The sequence below is a fragment of the Methanobrevibacter sp. genome, assembly GCF_045220775.1.
Lineage (GTDB): Archaea > Methanobacteriota > Methanobacteria > Methanobacteriales > Methanobacteriaceae > Methanocatella.
Genome location: NZ_JBGUWC010000137.1, coordinates 1 through 24,420, shown reverse-complemented (window position 1 = coordinate 24,420; position 24,420 = coordinate 1). Strand labels below are relative to the sequence as shown.

At 35.0% G+C, this 24,420-nt stretch carries 13 protein-coding genes and 1 pseudogene; 12 read left to right on the top strand and 2 right to left on the bottom strand.

Going from position 1 to position 24,420, the window contains the following annotated elements; all coding sequences use genetic code 11:
- Positions 1–210 (bottom strand): annotated as a pseudogene (locus ACJROP_RS09370) (aminotransferase); the annotation flags it as partial.
- Positions 211–395: 185 nt separating this feature from the next.
- On the opposite strand from ACJROP_RS09370, the gene ACJROP_RS09365 reads away from it, so the two are divergent.
- The 3 genes from ACJROP_RS09365 (at position 396) to ACJROP_RS09355 (ending at position 2,990) form a co-directional block, all read left to right on the top strand.
- Positions 396–1,067: a YitT family protein gene (locus ACJROP_RS09365; RefSeq protein WP_406535206.1), complete on the top strand. Its 672-nt coding sequence runs from the start codon at positions 396–398 to the stop codon at positions 1,065–1,067.
- 64 nt (positions 1,068–1,131) lie between these two features.
- Entirely contained in the window at positions 1,132–1,857 is a 726-nt protein-coding gene (locus tag ACJROP_RS09360; RefSeq protein WP_406535205.1) for a 6-hydroxymethylpterin diphosphokinase MptE-like protein, read from the top strand.
- Positions 1,858–1,880: 23 nt separating this feature from the next.
- The gene (locus ACJROP_RS09355) at positions 1,881–2,990 is read left to right on the top strand and encodes an ORC1-type DNA replication protein (protein WP_406535204.1); all 1,110 of its coding nucleotides are present in this window, start codon (positions 1,881–1,883) and stop codon (positions 2,988–2,990) included.
- Positions 2,991–3,102: 112 nt separating this feature from the next.
- Here the strand turns inward: ACJROP_RS09355 and ACJROP_RS09350 are convergent, their stop codons facing one another.
- On the bottom strand, positions 3,103–3,282 hold the full coding sequence (locus tag ACJROP_RS09350; RefSeq protein ID WP_406535203.1) for a hypothetical protein: 180 nt from the start codon (positions 3,280–3,282) through the stop codon (positions 3,103–3,105).
- An 88-nt stretch (positions 3,283–3,370) separates the two neighbouring features.
- Here ACJROP_RS09350 and ACJROP_RS09345 point away from each other — a divergent pair, with 88 nt between their 5' ends.
- From ACJROP_RS09345 to ACJROP_RS09305, 9 genes are all read left to right on the top strand, one after another.
- On the top strand, positions 3,371–3,784 hold the full coding sequence (locus tag ACJROP_RS09345; RefSeq protein ID WP_406535202.1) for an archease: 414 nt from the start codon (positions 3,371–3,373) through the stop codon (positions 3,782–3,784).
- A gap of 34 nt (positions 3,785–3,818) precedes the next feature.
- Positions 3,819–4,139 (top strand): hypothetical protein, encoded by a 321-nt coding sequence (locus tag ACJROP_RS09340; protein WP_406535201.1) that lies wholly within the window; start codon positions 3,819–3,821, stop codon positions 4,137–4,139.
- A 198-nt stretch (positions 4,140–4,337) separates the two neighbouring features.
- Positions 4,338–4,727, top strand: coding sequence for a hypothetical protein (locus tag ACJROP_RS09335; protein WP_406535200.1), 390 nt, complete (start codon positions 4,338–4,340; stop codon positions 4,725–4,727).
- A gap of 10 nt (positions 4,728–4,737) precedes the next feature.
- On the top strand, positions 4,738–5,145 hold the full coding sequence (locus ACJROP_RS09330; protein WP_406535199.1) for a hypothetical protein: 408 nt from the start codon (positions 4,738–4,740) through the stop codon (positions 5,143–5,145).
- 72 nt (positions 5,146–5,217) lie between these two features.
- A complete protein-coding gene (locus ACJROP_RS09325) occupies positions 5,218–6,666 on the top strand; it encodes an RtcB family protein (protein WP_406535198.1) in 1,449 nt (482 codons plus the stop codon).
- Between the two features lie 6 nt (positions 6,667–6,672).
- On the top strand, positions 6,673–7,431 hold the full coding sequence (mtnP, locus tag ACJROP_RS09320; RefSeq protein WP_406535197.1) for an S-methyl-5'-thioadenosine phosphorylase: 759 nt from the start codon (positions 6,673–6,675) through the stop codon (positions 7,429–7,431).
- A 50-nt stretch (positions 7,432–7,481) separates the two neighbouring features.
- Positions 7,482–7,802 (top strand): NifB/NifX family molybdenum-iron cluster-binding protein, encoded by a 321-nt coding sequence (locus tag ACJROP_RS09315; RefSeq protein ID WP_406535196.1) that lies wholly within the window; start codon positions 7,482–7,484, stop codon positions 7,800–7,802.
- Between the two features lie 483 nt (positions 7,803–8,285).
- On the top strand, positions 8,286–8,867 hold the full coding sequence (locus ACJROP_RS09310) for a 30S ribosomal protein S3ae (RefSeq protein ID WP_406535195.1): 582 nt from the start codon (positions 8,286–8,288) through the stop codon (positions 8,865–8,867).
- A 382-nt stretch (positions 8,868–9,249) separates the two neighbouring features.
- The coding region (locus ACJROP_RS09305) for an Ig-like domain repeat protein (RefSeq protein WP_406535194.1) at positions 9,250–24,420 on the top strand (15,171 nt) is incomplete at its 3' end.

The window sequence follows — 24,420 nt, the reverse complement described above, 5'->3', positions numbered from 1 at the left end:
AATACCTGCTTCCATAGCGGCAGTTCCAGATCCGGTTAATAAATAAGAATCATTTGGGGTTTGGAAAACTTTACTCATCAATTCAGTAGTTTCAGTTAAAATTTCTCCATATTTAGCGCCCCTGTGGTTAACAACAGCTTTTGACATTGCATTAAGTACTCTAGGATGCACTGTTGTCGGTCCAGGAAGCATTAATAAAATATCGTTCATTACATTCCTCCAATATATAAAGATTAGCTTTAATCCAGCTACTTTTTATTTTTTATCTTTATACTTATTAAATATTTTCAATATGTCATTTCATTCAATTAAAGGTATAATTGATAGTACATTTTAGGATATTGTTTAAATTGAAAGTAAGTTTTTTAAACAATGATTAGCAAATATGATATCATATGCTATTTAATGGAGAAGAACTGACATTTAAGAGGATTTTCACATTCGTTTTCGGGCTGTTTGTAATGTCATTCGGAGTGGCATTTTCAATCACATCAACACTCGGAACAACTCCTATCAGTTCCATGGCCTATGCATTGGCGCTGATTACAAATCTCAGTGTTGGAACAACCACATTTCTTTTCAATGCAGGTTTGATAGTGGTCCAATTCCTGATTTTACGCTCACAATTCAATAAAAAAAGACTGCTTCAACTGATCAACTGTGTGGTGTTCGGCTATTTTACGGATGTTGCGCTCCATTTCGTGTCATTGATTCCATTTGATGCATCTGCATTAATGTGCTTTATTTATCTGGTTTTAAGCATTTTCCTGATTGCTTTGGGGATATTCATTTACCTGCCGTCAAACATCGCTCCTCTTCCCGGCGAAGGCTGCGTTGAAGCGATAGCCATCGTAACCGGCTGGAGATTTTCATCTGTTAAAATCGCTTTTGATGCTACTGTAGTCGCATTGGCTTTGATACTGTGCGGATTATGGTATACAAATGTATTTGGTGCGGTATATATCGGAACAGTGATTTCAGCGTTCTTTGTCGGTTTTACCTTAAGGCAGCTTTCAAACCTCTACAAACGTGTCACAGGCAATGAAATCAATGTGGTCCACAAATAATCTTTCACTAACAATAAATTATTTAATTTATTAAAAGCTAAAATTAATATAGTGAGGTTTAAATATGGAATTTGGACTTTGGGAAAAATATTATACAGAAATTCTTGATGATTTCGGATTTTCAAGAGAAGGAGATGAGGAATCAGCAAAGCTATTGGATGAGATACTTTCAGTGGAAGGATGCCTTACCCTGGAGGAATTGAGGGAAATCGTAAGCTTTTCAGACAAGTTCATAGTATTCGGTGCAGGACCGTCCATAAAAGAGCATATCCAACTGTTGAAGGATGAATATGACTTGAGCGATTATGTTCTTGTTTCAGCCGATGGGGCGACAACCGCAATGATGGAAGAAAAAGTGGTTCCGGATGTCATAGCCACCGATCTGGATGGAAATCTTGATTATATACTTTTAGCTAATATGATGGGAGCTAATGTCGTCATTCATGCTCACGCAGACAACATTGATAAGATTGCAACATTGATTCCATTTTTCGACAACATATTGGGCACTACACAGTCACAGCCTATAGGAAACCTCTACAACTTCGGCGGATTCACAGACGGCGACAGGGCGGAATTTTTGGCTGTAGCATTAGGGGCTCGTGAACTGATATTGGCAGGAATGGACTTTGGAAACATCGTAACCCAATATTCAAGACCTAATTTAGCAACCAAAACCGCAGAAGCCGATGACTTCAAAAAGAAAAAATTAAGATATGCCGATATGCTCACCAATTGGATTAAGGAAAACGAGCCGGTCGAACTGATAAATTTAGTAGATAATAAATAATAGTTTATATATAATATGATAACATGGGAATCGAAGATATTTTAATGCATGATGAAACTCTTTTTCAGAATATAAATGCTTTTGATCCAGATTACGTGCCTCAGGATTTCAATTTCAGGGACACTCAAATGGAAGCCATGGCAATTTCAATAAGGCCGGCAATGAGGGGCGGCCAGCCATCAAATGCAGTTGTTTTAGGGTCACCCGCTACAGGAAAGACAACCGCAATCAAAAAAGTGTTTGAATTGGTTGAAAAAAATACAGAAAAGGTCGTTTGTGTTTATATTAACTGTCAAATCCATACAACCCGTTTTGGAATATTTTCACAAATCTACAAAAAGATGTTTGGACATATCCCGCCAGAAACAGGCATTCCATTTTCCAGGATTTATGACCAGATCATGCAGAATCTTCAAAGAAAAAACCAATCCCTTGTCATTGCATTGGATGATGTCAATTATCTGTTCCAGTCCAAAACAGCAAACAAAGTATTTTATGACATGTTAAGGGCATATGAAGAATATCCTGGTGTCAAAACAGCCATCTTTGCAATTCTTTCAGATTTGGAATTCAAATATGCTTTCGATAAAAACGTAAATACAGTATTTATCCCTCAAGAAATCACATTCCCGCTTTACACATACACTGAAATTGAAAATATCTTAAGAAATAGGGCAAAGGCAGGATTTTTCCCAGGAGTCTTGCCGGATGACATATTGGAGCAAATCGCAATGTATACTGAAGAAAACGGCGATTTGAGGGTTGGAATAAACCTTCTGAGGTCATGCGGCAATATTGCAGAAGCTTCAGCAAGCCGTGAAATTACCCAGGAACACTTTGACAAGGCTATCGATTCACTGGTTTCAATCAATGTCAGGGAAACCCTGGAATCCCTCAATGACGTAGAAAACGATCTTCTAAAGATGATTGTCGATTGGGATGATGTCTGTAAGGCTGGTGAATTGGCTGAAATGTATAAAGATAAAACAGGTTCCAGTTATGCTTCTTTTAATAGAACCTTGGACAAATTAGAATTTGTAAGACTAATCGATACCAAATTTACAGGAAAAGGGGTTAGAGGAAATTCTAGAGAAATTATATTGCGTTTTAACCCCGAAGACTATGACATCTAACTTTTCCTGTATGGGGAAATTAATATTCTGTCAACATTAGATCATTGCATGGCAAGCCTGCAATCTAATGGGCAACAGCTAAGGGTTTGGTATTGAAAAATCAATTAAATCCCTAGATTATGCAGGGATTTTGAGCTGTCACTACAGAAATAACAGATAAAAGCAATACTGCTACGACTGCAAGCATTACCATGCAAGATTGAACATCAATGCCACTATACATTATTTCGTCTCTTATACTACTTTTTTTTCTTAAATCTACTTGAATTGTGGTGTCATTATTTCCGAACATGTTAATCACTATTTTTAAATTGTTGAAAGACCATATATAAAAAAAGAGTAAGAGAGCATTTGAAAAGTAATATTTTTGAGGAAAATTCATGAAAAAGTTCGAGTATTTTGAAGTAACGGCCGACATTGGATTCAAAGCATATGGTGAAAGCTTAAATGAAGCTTTTGAAAATGCAGGGCTTGCTATTTTTAATATAATTTCAAATACTGATGATATAAATCCTACAAGGGAAATGTCATTTGAGATAACTTCAGAAGACAATGTGTCCCTTTTGTATGACTATCTGGAGGAGCTTTTATTCTACCATGAAGTAGAATTCATGCTTTTCAGCGAATTTCATGTTGAAATCGATGAAAATCTGCATCTTAAGGCAACAATCAAGGGAGAATCCATCGATTGGGATAAGCATGAAAGAAAAACTGAAATAAAGGCAATAACATTCCATAAGATGGAAGTTAAGATGACAGATCATGCCGAACTTCAGGCGATAGTTGATTTATAAATTTATATATAATATAGAAAACATAACTATTATCATGAAAAGAACCAGAACAGTATCAAGAAGCTTTGAAATGGTGTTCGGTATAATCGGTTCGGTTATCGGAATATTTTCAGGGTCATTTTTGATATTTCTTGAAAGCATCGGACAAGTGCATGCTCCATTTTTAGGATTGGTGGCTATTATTGCTTCTATTTTAGGTATTGCGTCAAGCTACTACGTTAAAAAGAACCATGAGCTAGCTGGTGTGGGATTTATTGTAGCGACTATGTTCGTCATTGTCGGGTCTGATTACATTAATGTTATAAGTGCAATATTTTTGCTTATCGCAGGAATATCTGCATTGTTTAGAAAATAATTCTTTTTTATTATCTTATTGATTTTTCCTTAAAATTTTGATTTGGGATAAAACAAAATCTTTTTTAACTAATAAGTCCATAGTATATTTTAGATTGGAATTTCAAGCTATATTACTTCTATTTGGAGTAAATTTTCTCACGTGAGAACAATATTTCCATATTAAAGCAATTTTATTAATGAAAACAAAGGTGAAATAATGTTCGATTGGAAAAAATTCATATTGTTGGGAGAAATGTTATATGATATTAAAACAGAGGAATCAATACGTACGGCTATCAGTAGACTGTATTATGGCCTTTTTGGTATTGTGAGGCGATATTTAATTAATGTGAAGCATAAATATTATTTAAAAGAAAAGGATGCAACGATTCACAAACGTGTTTCAATTGAATTAAAACATTCTAAAGATTCTACTGAGCGAGAATTGTCAGAAATTTTAAATATTTTGAGGGTGTTTAGAAATCATGCGGATTATGATGAAGAGTATGGTGAACAATTTTTCGTTGAGTTCTTATTTGAAAATAAAAAAGATATAGAAATTGCAATTGATATCGTAAATTATTTTAAGAATCATCCAAATTATTAAAGGTGGTATTATGGATAATGATTTTAATGAAGAATTAGAGTTTCTTAATAAATTAAATGAAGATAATGAGCTTTTTGAAAGGGAATTTGAAATTATTAAAAATCGCTATCCCATTAAAGATTGTAGTAAGGTTCATGATTTTATAAGCAAGAATAGGGGTTTGATTATTATTTTAAATAAAACAACTGAATTGCTGGAAGAATATGTGCCCTATGCATCATGTATCTACATTGAATTAGATAATGATCCTTTATTCACTCCTCAATTGTTATTATTTGTTAGGGCATTTGAACAGGATTTTGGAAATGGATTTAAAAAAGATATTCGAAGAATCAACAATATCCTTGATCCTTTACTTTTCAAATTTGATTTGGCGCTGGAATTTTTTATATTCAGAGGTATGGTTCATAACCATTAAATCCTTAAATGCACCAAAACTTTATTTAAACACCACTACTAAATATTAAAACATAATATTTTAGTGATTTTTATGAGTATCAAAGATGAAATTAAAAAGGTTAAAGATAATGTTTATGAGATTTCAGGGTCTTATGATAAGAAAATGAGGGCTTCTGGAAGATTTTACGTTGCTGATGAATATATTGACGATTTAGAAGAGGGTGCCGTTAAGCAGATTGTTAATGTTGCATGCCTTCCGGGCGTTCAAATGTACTCCATTGGACTTCCAGATATCCATTTCGGATATGGATTTCCAATTGGTGGTGTTGCAGCATTCAGCTTAAGGAACGGTATCGTATCTCCTGGAGGAGTTGGATTTGACATTAACTGTGGAGTAAGATTGATCAAATCAAATTTGACCTTAGATGATATTGAAGGCCATTTGGATGAGCTTACAGAAAAGCTGTTTAAAAATATCCCGTCAGGAGTCGGAAGTAAAGGTAAAATAAGACTTGAAAAAGATGAAATCAATGACGTTTTGGATTATGGTGCTGAATGGGCTGTTAAAAACGGCTATGGATGGCCAGAAGATTTGGAAGTTTTGGAAGAAAACGGAAGAATGATCGATGCTGATTCAAGCATAGTGTCCGATAAGGCAAAAAAAAGAGGAATCCCTCAATTGGGTTCACTCGGTTCCGGAAATCACTTTTTGGAAGTTCAGATTGTAGATGAAATTTACAATGAGGAAGTTGCCGAAGTCTTTGGCCTTAAAAAAGGAATGATTGTAGTCATGATTCACTCAGGTTCCAGAGGCTGCGGACACCAAATCTGTTCAGATTATTTGAGAGTGATGGATAAGGCCTATAAAAAATACAAAATTCAAATTGATGACAGGCAACTTGCCTGCGCTCCGCTTGATTCAAAAGAAGCGCAAAATTATATTCAGGCAATGGCTGCAGCGGCCAATTATGCTTGGGCAAACAGGCAAATGATGACCCATTGGGTTCGTGAAACCTTTGAAGACGTTCTAGGAAAATCTGCAAAAGACATGGAAATGGACATTGTTTATGATGTGGCTCATAATATCGCTAAAATGGAGACTCATAAAGTTTATAACCGTGAAATGGAACTGCTGGTTCACAGAAAAGGAGCAACCCGTGCATTCGGACCGGGATGTGAAGAGGTTCCGGAAAAATACAGGGCTGTCGGCCAGCCTGTTTTGATTCCTGGAACTATGGGAACCGCATCATACGTATTGCACGGAACAGATATTGCGATGGAAGAGACATTCGGTTCAACCGCTCATGGTGCCGGAAGGGTATTGTCAAGGTCCAAAGCCAAAAAGCAATATCAGGCAGATGAAATCACTAAGGATTTAGCATCAAAAGGCATTAAGATTAAGGCAACAAGCAAGCATGTCATTGAAGAGGAAGCTCCTGGCGCATATAAGGATGTGGACAGTGTCGTTAGGGTATCCGACAGCACAGGCATCGCTAAACTTGTCGTAAAAGTTAAGCCGTTATCCGTTTGTAAAGGGTAGTTTGAAATGATTGGCATTATTGGAGGCAGTGGGGTATACGAAATTACCCATAAGGCAGATTCCTGCTCTAAAAAATTGGTGAAAACCGATTACGGGGATGTTGAAGTTTCAATTTTGGAAATATTTTCTAAAAAGGTTGCCTTTATCCCAAGGCATGCTGAAGGACATTCCATTCCACCACATAAAATCAACTTTAGAGCGAATATCGATGCGCTGAAGAATGTTGGAGTCACACAAATCATTGCTACCAATTCAGTGGGGTCCATGAATGAGGATATGCCTCCGGGATCATTTGTCATTCCGGATGATTTTCTTGATTTTTCACAGAGCAGGGCTAAGACATTCTTTGAAGATAAGGTGGTTCATATAGATGTGACCGAGCCGTATTGCCCAACTTTAAGGGATGTTCTGGATGAATCCGGTGATGTGATTTTGGGTGGAACATACGTCTGCACTGAAGGGCCAAGGTTTGAAACCCCTGCTGAAATCAAAATGTTTAGAATGCTTGGGGGAGACATTGTTGGAATGACAGGCCTTCCTGAAGTCACACTGGCTCGTGAAAGGGAAATATGCTATAATTCAATATGCATAGTATCAAATTTTGCATCAGGAATCTCTGAAGATGAGCTGACAATCGACGAAGTGTTCGAAATGGTTGCCCAAAAGGAAAGTGAGCTACTTGAACTGTTATATAATTTCATAAAAAATGTTGATGATGCACCAGATTGCAAATGCCGTCATGCATTGGACGGTGCAGAAGTGTAAATATAATAATTATGATAATATTTTTCAATTAAAATGTAAGGTGATTGGAGATGCGTTTGGCTGTAGTTTCATCAGATGGTGCTAATGTTGATTTGCACCTTGGAAGGGGAAAGTCCGTATATGTATATGATTATGAGGATGAATTGAATTTCATCGAGAAAAGGGATATCGAAATTGCTGAAGATGCAAAGCATCAGGGTGGTAAAGTCATAAGTGCTTGCGAGGACTGTGATGTTTTGATTTCAGTTCAATATGGATTCAAATCTAAAATAAAGGCTGAAGATGCTGGCATAAAACTTGTTGAGGATGAAGGTCCGATTGATGAGGTCTTAAAGAGATATATCGATCATGTAAATTTCATGAAAAGGTGAATCTTTTTATCTATTGGGTGCAGAAATTTTTCAGGGAAATGCCTATTGTATCTTTTTTTTTATCTATCCGAACCTTTTTTAGGATAAGGATTCAGAGGGCTCAATTCTTGATTTGGGGTTCATTTTGCATTTCGTTTTTTTATATTGTAAATTCGCCCTATAATTTATTTTATATTATATTTTCTAAAAAATTTTATTATTTCTAAAATTTCAATAATCTTTATATATCATGAATAAAAAAAGTAATAACAACCTTTATGGGCGGGTTTTATAAATTAAAACTTAATTAAATATATTTTCTTTAAATAACGTGAGTATAACTCACAATAGTCTAATAAACGATTGTAAAACTATACTTATTTAAAATCATTTTTACAGTTTAGTTTATGTTTTATACTTAATTTAGAGACTATTTTATAAAATTTTATGGCGATAACGCTAAATTACTAGATATAATAATATAATTTTTAAACGGTTGATATAATGGCAAAATCAAAAGCAAGACGTAGAGTACGTGATACATGGAAAGAAAAATCCTGGTATACTATTAAAACACCAGTGAACTTTGAAGATAAAGAAATTGGAGAAACTCCAGCAAAAGATCCAGATCTTCTCATCGGAAGAGGCGTGGAAGTTACTATGAGGGAATTAACCGGAGATTTCTCAAAACAATACATCAAACTCAGGTTTGAAATTGATAATGTTGCAGGCAACGTTGCAAACACCAAATTCACAGGCCACAAAACAACTACCGATTATGTAAGAAGCATGATTAGAAGAGGAACTTCCAGAATCGACGCTTCTGCAATCGTAAAAACCAAAGATGGCCGTAAATTAAAGCTTCAAGTACTTGCTGTAACTATCAGAAGAGCTAAATCTTCCCAACAAAGATACATGAGAAAAGTAATCGAAGATTTACTCATTGAAGCGGCAGCTGAAAGATCATTCGATGATTTGGTAAAAGTTTGTGTAAACGGTAAATTAGCATCTGAAATTTACCACAACGCTAAAAAGATTTACCCTCTCAAAAGAGTGGAGATCATCAAAAGTAAAGTAATCAAATAGATTACTTCATTTCTTTTTTTTATTTATTTTATTCATTTTATCAAAAATTTTTTATTTTTTTTCGTATTTTGTTTAATTCTATTTTTTCATGTTTGTTTCGTGTTTAAGTTGGGGTTACTGCTAATGAAATATGTTTAATTTATTTTACATTGGGTATATTCATTTCATTATTTTTTATTTTTATTTTGAATACAATTTATTTAATTTAAATTATTTTATTAATTGTTTATTTTTGACCTGTTAGTTCTGATAAATGTACAGTTTTTTATTGTTTGTCAATAAAGAAACTTTATATATTATAATTGTCTTAAATAAATATCACGATAGACTCTCCATGATAGGTTAATATATAACCTATGTTATAAAATGGAGGGGGTGTATTATGAATAAGAAAGAGATATTAATGATATGTTTAATCATATGTTTTATTTTCTCACTTCAGGCAGTTTCTGCTGCTGATGTTGAGCTAAATACAACAGATGATACAATAATGGCAGTTCAAAGCGACGATACTGTCAGCATAAGTAATGATCTTTCGTCATACTCACTCCCTGAAGATAATTCAATAGTAAGGGGTGAAAATGATGGCGCAGGATCATTTTCGGAATTACAAGAAAAGATAGATAATGATAATACTGGTACAATTAATCTTGATAAGAATTACACATATAATAGTAGTTCTGACTCTGGATTGACAAATGGTATTGTTATTTCTAAAAATATTAACATTATAGGTAATGACTTTACTATTGATGCTCTTAGCTCAGCTAGGATATTCAACATAGAAACTGGAAGTACTGTTACATTAACAGGAATTAATTTTGTCAATGGTGGAAGTGCATCCGTAGATTACGGAGGGTCTATACATTCAGATGCACAAGACTTAACCATTGATGACTGTACTTTCAAAGGATCTTATGCTAGTGAAGATGGTGGTGCATTATTCATTTCAGGCAATGGTTGTAAATTATCTGATTCCACTTTCATCGATAATACTGCGGGTGATGATGGTGGTGCTATATGTTGGAATGGTAATGATGGTACTATCTATAATATTACTTGTAATAACAACACTGGTATTTGTAATGATGACTCTAATTCTAGAGGTGGTGCAATATCACTTACTGGTGATAATGTTAATATTAGTAAGTCTACATTTACATCTAATCATGTTATTTATAGTGATGGTTCTGATATTAGTAAAGTTGATGGTGGTGCAATATTCGCCACTGGTCATGATGTAACTATTACTGACTCTACCTTCACTGATTGTACTGCATCTAATATGGGTGGTGCAATATATACCTTAGGTGATAATAATATGATTAAGAATACTACCTTTACCAATAATAAAGCTAGTGAAGATGGTGGTGCATTATATGTACTAGGTAATGGTACTAGGTTATATGATTCCACCTTTACTGATAATGTTGCAGGTGATGATGGTGGTGCTATATGTTGGAATGGTGATGATGGTACTATCTATAATATTACTTGTAATAATAACACTGGTATTTGTAATGATGACTCTAATTCTAGAGGTGGTACTATATCACTTACTGGTGATAATGTTAATATTAGTAAGTCTTCTATTACTTCAGGTCGTGTTGTTTATAGTGCTGGTTCTGATAGTAGTAAGATTGATGGTGGTGCAATGTTCATTACCGGTGATAATATTATAATCAGTGATACTAACTTCACCGATTGTACCGCTTCTAATGATGGTGGTGCAATATATGCTTTAGGTAATAATGTTGAAATCATTAATTCCATATTTACCAATAATGAGGTTACAGAAGATGGTGGTGCATTATATATCAGTGGTGAAAACTGTAAAATATATAACTCTACTTTGAATGATAATCGTGCTGGTGATGATGGTGGTGCTATATATTGGGAAGGAGCTAATGGTATTATAGATGGATGTGACTTTACAGATAATAAAGGTCTAAGTGCTGGAAATCCATCTGATCCAAGTACTTCCAAAGGTGGTATACTTAGTGTAACTGGTGATAAGCTATCTATATTAAACTCTAACTTTACTAGAGGTATCACATATAATAGGGATAATAGTAATGTTGGTGGTGCAATATTCATTACTGGTGATGATGTTGATATAGAAAGTTGTAACTTTGATGAATGTACTGCTAGTGATGCAGATGGTGGAACAATATATATTATTGGTGATCGCACTACAATCACAAACTCCAATATTAGTGATTCTACCGCAAGAGCAGGTGGTGCAATATATATTGATGGTGTATATGCATCTGTTATAGATTCATCCTTCACTAACACCTTTGCTAAGACAGGTGCTGTCTATGGTACTGATAACTTAGGTGGTGCAATATACATCAAAGGTAATTATGCTAAAATTTCAGGTTCTGACTTCGATGAGTCTGCTGCATACTCTGGTGGAATAATTTACCTCGAAGGTAATTACTGTAATGTTTCCGATTCTTCATTCAATGGAGGTTCTGCATCTAATGATGGTGGTGCAATGTATTCCACTGGTTCATATTCCACTGTAACCAATTCTAACTTCACATATAATGGTGCTCAAGGTAACGGAGGAGCTATGTATTGGTATGGTGGATCTAATTCCAAATATAATGATATTCTCGGTTGTTTATTTGAAGAGAATGTTGCTTATGCAAGATCCAGTTCCAATACTAAAGGTGGTGGAGCTATCTATTGGTCCGAAGGTGGAGCTCACGATTCCATTAAAGATTCCAAATTCATCAGAAACTCTGTCCAGTCCGATAATAAGGCTGACGGTGGAGCTATCCTATGGGATAGAAGTAATTATGTTGTAATAGACAACTGTATTTTCGATGGTGATTACATTACTACATCTGCAACAGGTAATGTTTGGGTTCAAGGAGGAGCTTTATATTTAAGAGTTGACTCAAAAGCTGTAATCAATAACTCAGTATTTGTCAACTGTTCATCCGACAAGGAAGCCGGGGCATTATATGTCCAAAGTAAAAGCAATTTAGATATTAATAATCCTATTTTAATTGAAAACACAAAATTCATCAGCAACGTTGCTAAAGCAATTGCTCCAAACGTATATGGTGGTGGGGCAGTTCAAGTTAAAGAATGTAATAATATATTCTTTACAAATGATTCATTTATCAATAACACCGCTAATAATGGTGGTGCTTTATCCGTTTACAATGCTGCCGAACCTGTTAAATTTATTGACTGTGTTTTCATAGGAAATAATGCTACTCAAAACGGTGGAAGTATTTGGTTTAATAAACGCCTTTACTTATATAATGTTACAATTTCCGACAGCTATGCCGAAAACTTCGGTGGTGGAATGTATAATGAAAATGCGGAATTGATTCATAATAACTTGACTTTCATAAACAACACTGCATTGAATGGTGGTGGAATATACTGGAATAGGAATAATATCAATATTCATGATATGGTATTCTTAAACAACACTGCACTTCAGTATGGTGGTGCCATTTACATTTCCAAAGGAGGAAATTCACTTTCAAATGTTAACATGACCGGCAATAAGGCATTCTCAGGTTCTGCAATTTATTCAACTGCAGCATTTACTTTGACTAATGCGTACCTTATTGAAAACCAAGCAAATTCAAGTTCACTTACATTCGATAGTTATGATGAAAGTACAGGTAAAATCGTATTGCTGTTCAAAGGTAAAGACAAGTACTTGAATGCGATTTATGTAACCGGTTCAAACAGGCCAACCTGCAATAATGTGACTTATTGGAGTGAAAACGGTGTAGACAACACAGGATCTTCTGCAGTTACATTGCCAAATGCGGCTGACCCAACTCCTGAAGCAGGTCAAAACATAACTGTTGGTGTATATGATGATAAAGGTAATTTATTAAACCCTGACAATCAATATTTCATAACAGATAAGAATGGTAAGATTTACTTAGACTTCCATGACATCGTTCCTGACGTACCTTCCGAGCAATATGGTGAAATTTATGTTGAAGCGATATTGACTAATGATGACTATTACACAATAATCAAATTGACTTCAAGAGCACCTTCAAGCATAAATGCATCCGCAACAAATACAACATATCACTCAAATTCAACTCTTAGTGTAAATGTAACTCACGGTGCAACTGGAAATGTATCAGTTTATCTTAATGACACTTTCCTTGGAAATATAACATTAGACGACTCCAAAGGATCCATAAACATTTCCACTTTAATTGAAGGCAGCTACTTGCCAGCTGGCAACCACACCCTATCCTTTGTTTACGGTGGTAATGCAAAATATGATAAATCAAATACAACTGCAATATTGGAGATAAGCAAAATCACTCCGACCCTACTGGTTAACGTGACAGGTATAGGATATAATTTAGTAGTCAATGTCACTGTCATGGATGGAAGATATAATATATCCGATGCAACCGGAAATGTGACTATTGAGGTTGCTGGCAGAACCACAACCATATACTTAGCTAACGGTCAAGGAATGACAGTCATTTATGGATTGCCTATTGGAAACTACACTGTAAATGCTACATATAATGGAGATAACAATTATTACAGCACATCCAATTCAACTTATGGTAACGTAACTGAAAAGACACAGACTGTTCTCTTGCTTGAAGTTGACAATGATAGAACCTACTTCATTAATGAAACAGTTCCTATTAAGGTAACCATATTGCCTAATGCTGAAGGAAACATCACTCTCTACATAAATGGCGAACCTCATGTCTTAGCTTTACAAACTGTTGACAATTCCACTTTCGTCGAATTCAACGCAACAGATCTAAAAAATGGAATAAATCATGTATTCGCCACTTATGAAGGTACTGGATTATATGCGCCTTCATGGGCACAAGACACATTCAACGTGACAAAATTCAATGCAACTGTTGAAATAAAAACAGAAAACATCACTCTCGGAGATACCGAAGTCATCAACATAACTGTTCCAGAAGATGCAACAGGAATACTAAACGTGACTGTAAACGGCACTCCATATTATATTGAAATTATTAACGGCAATGCAACCTTGCCTCTCTCAGGATTAAGTGTTGGTGTATACAATGTGACCGTAACATTCGTTGGGGATAAGAAATATTATAATGCAACCAATTCAACTTTATTCAATGTAAGCAAAGCAACTCCAAGCATAAATGTCACTGTTGAAAACATTACCTATGGTGAAGATGCGATTGTTATCGTAACCGTTCCTGAAGGTCAAAGCGGTAATGTAACTATAAAATTAAACGAAACTGTTGTATTTACACAAGAACCTATAGATGGTCAAGCAACATTTACTCTTAAAAACTTATCTGCTTCAAATTATACTATTGAAGCGACATTTAATGGAAATGAAAATTACACTATTGCATCTAATAGTACCAACTTCACAGTATTCAAGGCAACTCCTGAACTCAATGTGACAGTTGAAGATATCTACTATGGTGATGCTGAACATATAATAATTAAAGTTAACACTGGCGGCAATGTAACAGTCAAAGTCAATGGTACTGAAACCGTTCTAAACATTACCTCTTCAGGCAATGAGACTTATGTATATGATCTTGCTGTTGGCAACTATCCTGTTGAAGTAACATTCAACGGAAATGAGAATTACACTGAAGTCACTGTAACAAAAGACTTCAATGTATATCAAGCTAATACTACCTTGGATGTTGATGTCCATGACATTGTGGTATGGGATAAAGAGTCAATTAATGTAACCCTTGCTGAAAATGCAACAGGAAATGTAATAATCAACATCAATGGTGTAAATCATACAGTACCTATTACAAATGGTACTGCTCAATTGAACTTAACTAATTTGACTGTTGGACACAAAGTCGTATGGGTATTCTATGATGGAGATAGAAACTACACCGCTAACAGAACAATGGTCGAATTCGATGTAAATCAAAGAACTCCTGAAGTAAATGTAACAGCCTTAAACATCACTATTGGTCAAGAAGGCAAAATCACAATCAACATTCCTGCTAACGCAACAGGATTTGTGATTTTAAGTGGAAACTTCACCAAACATCCTATATATGTAGATGAATTCACTGATGGTGTGGCTGAAATCACTGTTGATGATTTGGCTGTTGGAAATTACAGCGTGCATATCAAATACTATGGAGATGCACTTGACAATTACACAGTAGCTGAAAATGACACAACTTTCAAAGTAGATAACATAAATGCTACTATATCTATTGATGTTGAGTCTATTGATTATGGTGATAAAGCTAATATTACTGTAACTGTTAATGATGATGCTACTGGTTATATTACTATTAAGATTAATGAAACTAGAAATATTACCTTACCTATTGCTGACGGTAAGGTTAATTGGATTGTAGAAGGTCTTGCTGCTGATAATTACACAGTTTACGCTAATTACAGTGGCGATGATAAATATAATGGAAATAAAACCAATAAAACATTCGAAGTAAGACAAATCTCACCTAATGTTGAAATTGTCCATGTTGATTCCACTGCCGGTGAAAATGCAACAATTATTGTTAGAGTTGATCCTAGAGTCACTGAAAATGTAACTATTACTGTGGACAATAAATCTTATACCATGGCTGTTGATGAGTATGGTATTGCAGTATTCACTACTGATGTGCTTGAAAATGGCACTTTCACCATAAATGCAACTTATCCTGGTGATAAGAATTTCACAGCCAACTCTATTGAGTACACATTTACAACCAATAAGACTAATGATTACTTGATTAATATTACTGCATCTGACATTTATGTTGGAAACAACACCAACATTACTGTGAATGTTCCTTCTGATGCAACAGGTAAAGTAATTATTGAGTTGAATGGTACCAATTACACCGCTACTATTAGTCAAGGTGTAGCTGTATTGGATAATGTTTCAACACTTAAAGAAGGAATTTATGATGTTATTGCTTACTTCGGTAATGATAAGTATGTAAATAAAACAGTATCAACCAGGTTTGCTGTATCTAAGGTTGATAGTCCTATTAAAGTTGATGTAGATGACCTTTATGTTGGAGATACTGCTTACATTAATGTGACTGTGCCTGATGATGCGGATGGTAATGTGACTATTGAGATTAATGGTAAAGTTTATGGTCCTGAAAGCGTCACTGACGGCGTTGCAAGATTTGTTGTTCCTAATGTGACTTATGGCAATAAGACTGTTGCCGTAACTTATTCCGGCACTGATAAATATGTATCTAACTTCACTACTGCTAACTTTACTGTATCTAAACGCGAATCTCAAGTTAATGTAACTGTTGATGCAGGTCTTGTTGGTGATGATACTGTTATCAATGTAACCATTCCTGCAAATGCAACTGGATATGTGATTGTGAATGTGGATGGAACCAATTACACTGTGAATACTACTAATGGTAATGGAACAATCACTATTAAAGGTTTAGGAAATACTACTCATACTGTTAATGTGACTTATATTGGTGATGATCAATACTTGCCAAGCACTAACTGCACTACATTTGGCATTGCTAAAGACAACACTACTATTGTGATTGATGTTGACTCTATCCCTTACGGTGAAAATGCTAATATTACCGTGACAGTTAAAGAGGATGCTACAGGATACATTACAATTAAGATTAATGGTACTGATAAGAATGTTACTTTGCCTGTTGTAAATGGCAAGGTTAATTGGATTGTAGATGGTCTTGCAGCCGATAATTACACAGTTATTGCTAATTACAGTGGTGATGACAAGTATAATGCTAATAAGACTAATAGAAGCTTTGAAGTTAGACAAATTTCACCTAATATTGAGATTGTTTATGTTGATTCTACTGCTGGTGAGAATGCAACAATCATTGTTAGAATTGATCCTAGAACCACTGAAAATGTAACTGTTCATGTTGATAAAGATTATAGTGTAAAACCAGTTAATGGAATTGCTATACTCACTACTGATATTTTAGATTATGGTAATTACACTATCAATGCTAGTTATGCTGGTGATAAGAACTTTACTAAAGATTATGATATTTATGAATTTACTACTAATCAGACAGATGATTACTTGATTAATATTACCGCTTCTGACATTTATGTCGGAAACAACACTAATATCACTGTTAATGTTCCTGAAGATGCTACCGGTAAGGTTATCATTGAATTGAATGGAACTAATTACACCTGTGATATAAATGAAGATGGTATTGCGGTATTAAATAATGTTTCAACCCTTAAAGAAGGAGTTTACAATGTTACTGCTTACTTCGGTAATGATAAATATGTGAATAAGACAGCATCTACCAGGTTTGTGGTGTCTAAAGTTGGCAGTCCTATCAAAGTTGACGTAGAAAACCTCTATGTTGATGATACTGCTTATATCAATGTGACTGTGCCTGATGATGCTGATGGTAATGTGACTATTGAGATTAATGGTAAAGTTTATGGTCCTGAAAGCGTCACTGACGGCGTTGCAAAATTCGTTGTTCCTAATGTAACATACGGCAATAAGACAGTAGCCGTAACCTATTCCGGAACCGATAAATATGTATCCAATTTCACCACTGCTAACTTTACTGTATCCAAACTTACTCCTGTTGTTAATGTTACTAATATCACTATTACAGACGGTAAGGATGCTGTAATTAATATTTCCGGTCCTAGTGACCGTGATGGTAATTTAGTTGTTACTGTTGATGGTGTTGATTATGCGGTCAATATGACTGGCGGTAATGCTAACTTAACCGTTAAAGGCTTAAGCGTTGACAATTACACTGTATCTGTCACTTATCTTGAAAATGATAAGTATGTTGAGGGTACAGCTAGTGGTTGGGTGAATGTCACTGCCAAAGGTACTTCCGCTATTAATATTAGCGTAGAAGATGTTTATCATGTCGGCGAAGAGATTGTAATTACTTTAACTCCTATTAATTCCACTGGTAATATTACTGTTACTATAAATGGCAAAGAATATAATGTTACTGATAATAAGGTAACAATCGAAAATGGATTGCCTAATGGTACTTATGAAATTGTAGCTGTCTTAGATGAAGACGAAAATTACTATGGATCCAGTTCAAATGCAACAATCAAAGTAGTTAAAAACAATGTGACTATCAGTGTTAATGATACTACTGTTCCTGCTGATATTGTTGTTGGCAGTCCGGTAAACTTCACTGCTAACTTGAATGAATCAGTCACTGGTGATGTGATATTTACAATTAATGGTGCTAATTACACTGTACATATTACAAATGCTACTGCAGCTACTTATGAGTACACTCCTGTTAATAATGATACAATTACTGTTGTTGCTACATTCATGGGCAATGATAAGTATAACGCTAACGTATCTGCTCAAAAAGAATTTAATGTTAGCAGAATTCCTACTGATATTAATGTGACTGTTAAAACTCCTGTTACTTATGGTGAGGATGCTGTCATTACTGTTGAATTGAATGAAACTATCAATACTACTGTTAAATTGATTGTTGATGGTAAAGAATATGATGTTGCTGTAATCAATGGTAAAGGCGGATTCAATGCTTCCGGATTGAATAGTGGTAATCATGAAGTCAATGTGACTTATGTCGGTGATGACAAGTATGCAGGAAGCAAAGATTCTACAAACTTCACTGTGGACAATGCTACTTTAGTTCCTGAAGTGACTGCATTCAATGTCACTGTTGAGCAAAATACTACATTTGTCATTAATGTTACTGATGACTTTAAAGGAAATGTTTCAATCAAAGTTGGGGATGAAGTATTGTACAATGGCAGTGTTAAAACATTAATCCTTGCTGATAAATTGCCTGCTGGTGATAAGACTGCTACTGTTGTTTTCTATGGTGACAGCAATTATGATGAATTGACATTAAATGATGTTCCATTCACTGTTTCAAGGGTTGCTCCTTCCATTAATATAACTATTGATGATGTGACTTATCCTGATAAGGCGATTGCTGTTGTTAATGTTGGCAATAATGCTAACGGTACAGTTAACATCACTGTTGACGGCAAAGTATTCAACGGCACTGTATCTAATGGTGTTGCTACTGTTGAGTTGACTAATTTATCTGCAGGCAGTAAAGTTGCTGATGTTGAATTCTTCTCAACTGATGGTTATAATGGCAATGCTACTGATAGTGCTAAATTCACTGTAAATAAAGCCAATTCCACTATTGTTATTGGTGTTGATAAAGTTTATGTCTATAATGATACTATTATTATTAATTTAATCACTAACGGTTCTGATGGTGCTGTTAGTGTAACCATCAATGGTAAAGAGTATCCTGTAAATAATAGTCAAGTTGTAATTGATAGTATTGCTGCTGGTGAGTACACAATCATTGCTAATTTGGCTGCTAACGAAAATTACACTGATGCTACCAATTCAACCACATTTAAAGTTGAAAAAGCAGGAACCAATGTAACTATAGCTGTTGATTCTGTCTATAAAGTCGGTGATGATATTATTATCAACGTGACTGCTGTCAATGCGACTGATTTAACTGTAACAATCAACGGCAATAATTATACTGTTGATGAAGATAATAAAGTAGTAATTCCTGGCGGTCTTGAAGCTGGAGAATACATTATCACTGCTGTTATAGCTGGCAATGAGAACTACACAGGATCCAAAGATAATAAAACATTCAATGTTGTTAAAAACAATATAACAATCAGTGTCAGTGATACTACTGTACCTACCACAATTTATGCTGGCAGTCCGGTAAACTTCACTGCTAACTTGAATGAATCAGTTACTGGTGATGTGATATTTACTATTAATGGTGCTAATTATACTGTACATATTACAAATGCTACTACTGCTACTTTCGAGTACACTCCGGTTAATAATGATACAATAACTATTGTTGCTACACTCGTTGGCAATGATAAGTATAATAGCAATGTATCTGCTCAAAAACAATTCAACGTTAACAGAATTCCTACTGATATTAATGTGACTGTTAAAACTCCAGTTACTTATGGCGAGGATGCTGTCATTACTGTTGAATTGAATGAAACTATCAACACTACTGCTAAATTGATTGTTGATGGTAAAGAATATGATGTTGCTATAATCAATGGTAAAGGAGTATTAAATGCTTCCGGATTGAATAGTGGAGATCATGAAGTCAATGTAACCTATGTCGGTGATGACAAGTATGCTGGAAGCAAAAACGCTACAAGCTTTACTGTGGACAATGCTACTTTAGTTGCTGAAGTGACTGCATTAAATGTCACTGTTGAAGAAAATACTGCCTTTGTCATCAATGTAACTGATGACTTTAATGGAAACGTTTCAATCAAAGTTGGAGATAAAGTATTATACAACGGCAGTGTAAAAACATTAGTCATTTCTGATAAATTGCCTGCCGGCGATAAGACCGCTACCGTTGTATTCTATGGTGACAGCAATTATGATGTATTGACAAAAGATGTAGAATTTACAGTTTCAAGAGTTGCTCCTTCAATTAATATGACTATTGCTGATGTGACTTATCCTAATAATGCCACTGCAGTTATTAATGTAAGCAATGCTGCTAACGGTACGGTTAGAGTCACCGTTAAGGTCAAAGGCACTAATAAAACTAAAGTCTTTAACGGCACTGTATCTAACGGTGTTGCCCGTGTTGACTTATCTGGTTTAGCCGGTGGCGATTATGAGGCCACTGCTGAGTTCATCACTAGCGATGATTATAATGGCAATGCTACTGCTGACGATGAATTCACTGTTTTACCTAATAACTCATTAATTAATATTACTAAAGATAAGAATGGAACTTATAAAGTTGGCGAAGATGTAGAAATTAAATTCACTACAACCAACTCTACTGGACTTCTCACTATATTTATTAATGGAAATCAATATAAAAATCCTCTTTCACCTAACCCTGGAAATCATGAAATTTGCATAGAAGGATTAGCTGAAGGTAATTATACCATTACTGCTGTTTTAGAGGGTGATCAAAACTACACAGGATATACTACATCCACTACAATCAAAGTAGTTAAAAACAATGTGACAATTACTGTTAATGATACTACTGTGCCTGCAACTATTTATGTTGGCAGTCCGGTAAACTTCACTGCTAACTTGAATGAGTCAGTTACCGGTGACGTGGTATTCACAATTAATGGTGCTAACTACACTGTACAAATTACAAATGCTAATATCGCTACTTATGAGTACACTCCGGTTAATAATGATACAATAACCGTTGTTGCTACATTCATGGGCAATGATAAGTATAATAGTAACGTATCTGCTCCAAAACAGTTCAACGTTAACAGAATTCCTACTGATATTAATGTGACAGTTAAAACTCCGGTTACTTATGGCGAGGATGCTGTCATTACTGTTGAATTGAATGAAACTATCAATACTACTGCTAAATTGATTGTTGATGGTAAGGAATATGATGTTGCTTTAATCAATGGTAAAGGAGTATTAAATGCTTCCGGATTGAATAGCGGCGATCATAAAGTCAATGTAACCTATGTTGGTGATGACAAGTATGCTGGAAGTAAAAATGCTACAAGCTTTACAGTGGACAATGCAACTTTAGTTCCTGAAGTAACTGCATTCAATGTCACTACTGAAGAAAATACTACATTTGTCATAAATGTCACTGATGACTTCAAAGGAAATGTATCAATCAAAGTTGGAGATAAAGTATTGTACAATGGCAGTGTCAAAACATTAACTCTTGCTGATAAGTTACCTGCAGGCGATAAAATTGCTACAGTCGTCTTCTATGGTGACAGTAATTATGATAAAGTGACATTAAATGATGTCAAATTCACTGTTTCCACTGTCACTCCTGAAATCACTGTGGAAATTGATGATGTGACCTATCCTGATAAGGCTATTGCATATATTAATGTTGGTAATGATGCTAATGGTACTGTCAATGTCACTGTTGATGGTAAAGTATTTAAAGGTACTGTGTCTAATGGTGTTGCTACTGTTGAGTTGACTAATTTATCTGCAGGCAGTAAAGTTGCTGATGTTGAATTCTTCTCAACTGATGATTATAATGGTAATGCTACTGCTAGTGCTAAATTCACTGTAAATAAAGCCAATTCCACAATTGTTATTGGCGTTGATAAAGTTTATGTTTATAATGATACTATTATTATTAATTTAACTACTACCGGTTCTGATGGTGCGGTTAATGTTACCATCAACGGTAAAGATTACAATGTAACTAATAATCAAATTGTAATTGCTGCTCTTGCTGCTGGTGATTACACAATTATTGCTAATTTGGCTGCTAATGAGAATTACACTGCAGCTACTAATTCAACTACATTCAAAGTTGAAAAAGCAGGAACCAACGTAACTATAGCTGTTGATTCAGTCTATAAAGTTGGTGATGATATTGTTATCAACTTGACTACTGACAATGCAACTGATTTAACTGTAACAATCAACGGTAAACCTTATACTGTTGATGAAGATAATAAAGTGGTAATCCCTGGCGGTCTTGAAGCTGGAGAATACATTGTCACTGCTGTTATTGCAGGCAATGAAAACTACACAGGATCCAAAGATAATAAATCATTCAGAGTAGATAAGAATGCGGCTCCAATGAGTATTAATGTAACTAACTCTAAAGTTGGAGAAGTAGAGCAAATCAATGTAACTTTGCCTGAGAATGCTACTGGCCAAGTTTTACTTGAGATTGGTGGACAATATTACTATGCAAATGTAACTGACGGATTAGCACAATTCAACATTACTGGATTGAAAGCAAATGAATACACAGCTAATGTAACATACATTGGAGATAATGAATACTTATCCAACTCTACAAATGCAAAAGTCACAGTCACAAAATCCAACTCAACTGTATCTGTCGTCGTTGATGACATTACTGTTGGCGATGTTGCAGCAGTAAACATTACAGTAATTACCAATGCAACCGGAAACGTAACCATTACAATCGGCAATGAATATAATGAGACTGTTGGTATCGTCAACGGTACATTTAGCGTTGTTGTCTCTGGTTTAACTGTTGGAGATAAGACTGTTGATGTGACTTATAACGGCAATGACCAATTCTTGCCAAGTAGCAATTCAACTAACTTCACTGTCGGACGCACAAATGCAGGAATAAATCTTGTAGTTCAAAACGTAACCTACGGTGAAAAAGTGCCTGTTGTAATATTTGTAAATGCTACAGGCAATGTAACAATCAAAGTTGATGGTGCTGAAATCACAACTGAAAATATAGTTAACGGCAAAGTTGAATATGAAATCCCTAATTTGGATGCCGGAAACTACACTCTTGAAGTAATATACAATGGAGATAATAATACTAACTCAACTTCAGCTAAAGCCAACTTCACTGTTGAAAAGGCAGATCCTATAATCACTATTGATGTTGAAGACATAATCTATGGTGATGTTGAACATATCATAGTTCATGTAAATGCTGAAGGTAATGTAACCATTAAAGTAAATGGCACTGTTGTTAAGGAAATCACTTTAGAAAATGGAAACGCTGTACTAAGAGCATCTAGATGGAATGTTCAAAACTACAATGGAAATGCAACCTTGGATGTATATGGCTTGGCAGTTGGCAATTACCCAGTTGAAGTAACTTTCAACGGCAATAAAAACTACAACACTGCAACTGCATCCGATGACTTTGAAGTGCTTAGAGATAAGACAAATGTCAGTGTCGAATACAGTTCATCCATGGAATTCGGTGAATCTCAAGTAATTAATATTACAGTCAACAACACCAATGCAACTGGTGAAGTAACTATAAATGTTGATGGTAAAAACTACACTAGAAACTTAACTGACGGTAAAGCTAATTTCACAATAGAAGGTCTTGCACCTGGAAACCACACTGTTGTGGTAGTTTATGAAGGAGACAGAAACCTAACAGGCAACTGGTCTTCATTGAATATTGAAGTTAACAAAGTTACTCCTGTAATTACTGTAAATGCAACCAATACCACTGTTGGAGATAAGACTTTAATCGAAGTATCTGCTCCTGATGATGCAACTAGACCTATACTTGTCGATGTTGATGGTGTAGGATATTATGTAAACCTTACTGATGGTAAAGGTTCAATCGAAGTTCCAATTTCAAAAGAAGGAACTTACAATGTAACTGCAAGATACCTTGGTGATGACAAATACACTAATGCAAGTGCAAACAATACATTTAAAGCAACTAAAGCACCTTCAACTGTTAATGTAACTGTTGAGAATATCACTGTTGGTGATAATGCTGTTATTGAAGTCAGTGTTCCTGATGATGCTACTGGCAATGTAACAGTTACTGTTGATGGTAAAGACTACAATGTATCTGTTTCAGGTGGCAAAGCCACATTAATTGTTCCGAATCTTAAAGTGGGCAATTACACTGTTGATGTCAAATACCTTGGTGATGATAAATACGAAGAAAGCACTAATGCTACAAAATTAGAAGTATCTAAAATTAAAGTTGATGATATTAAAGTAATTGATCAAAACAATGGTACTATCACTATTGTTGTTGGTGATAATGCTACAGGTAATGTGACTGTTAAAGTTGGAAATGAAACT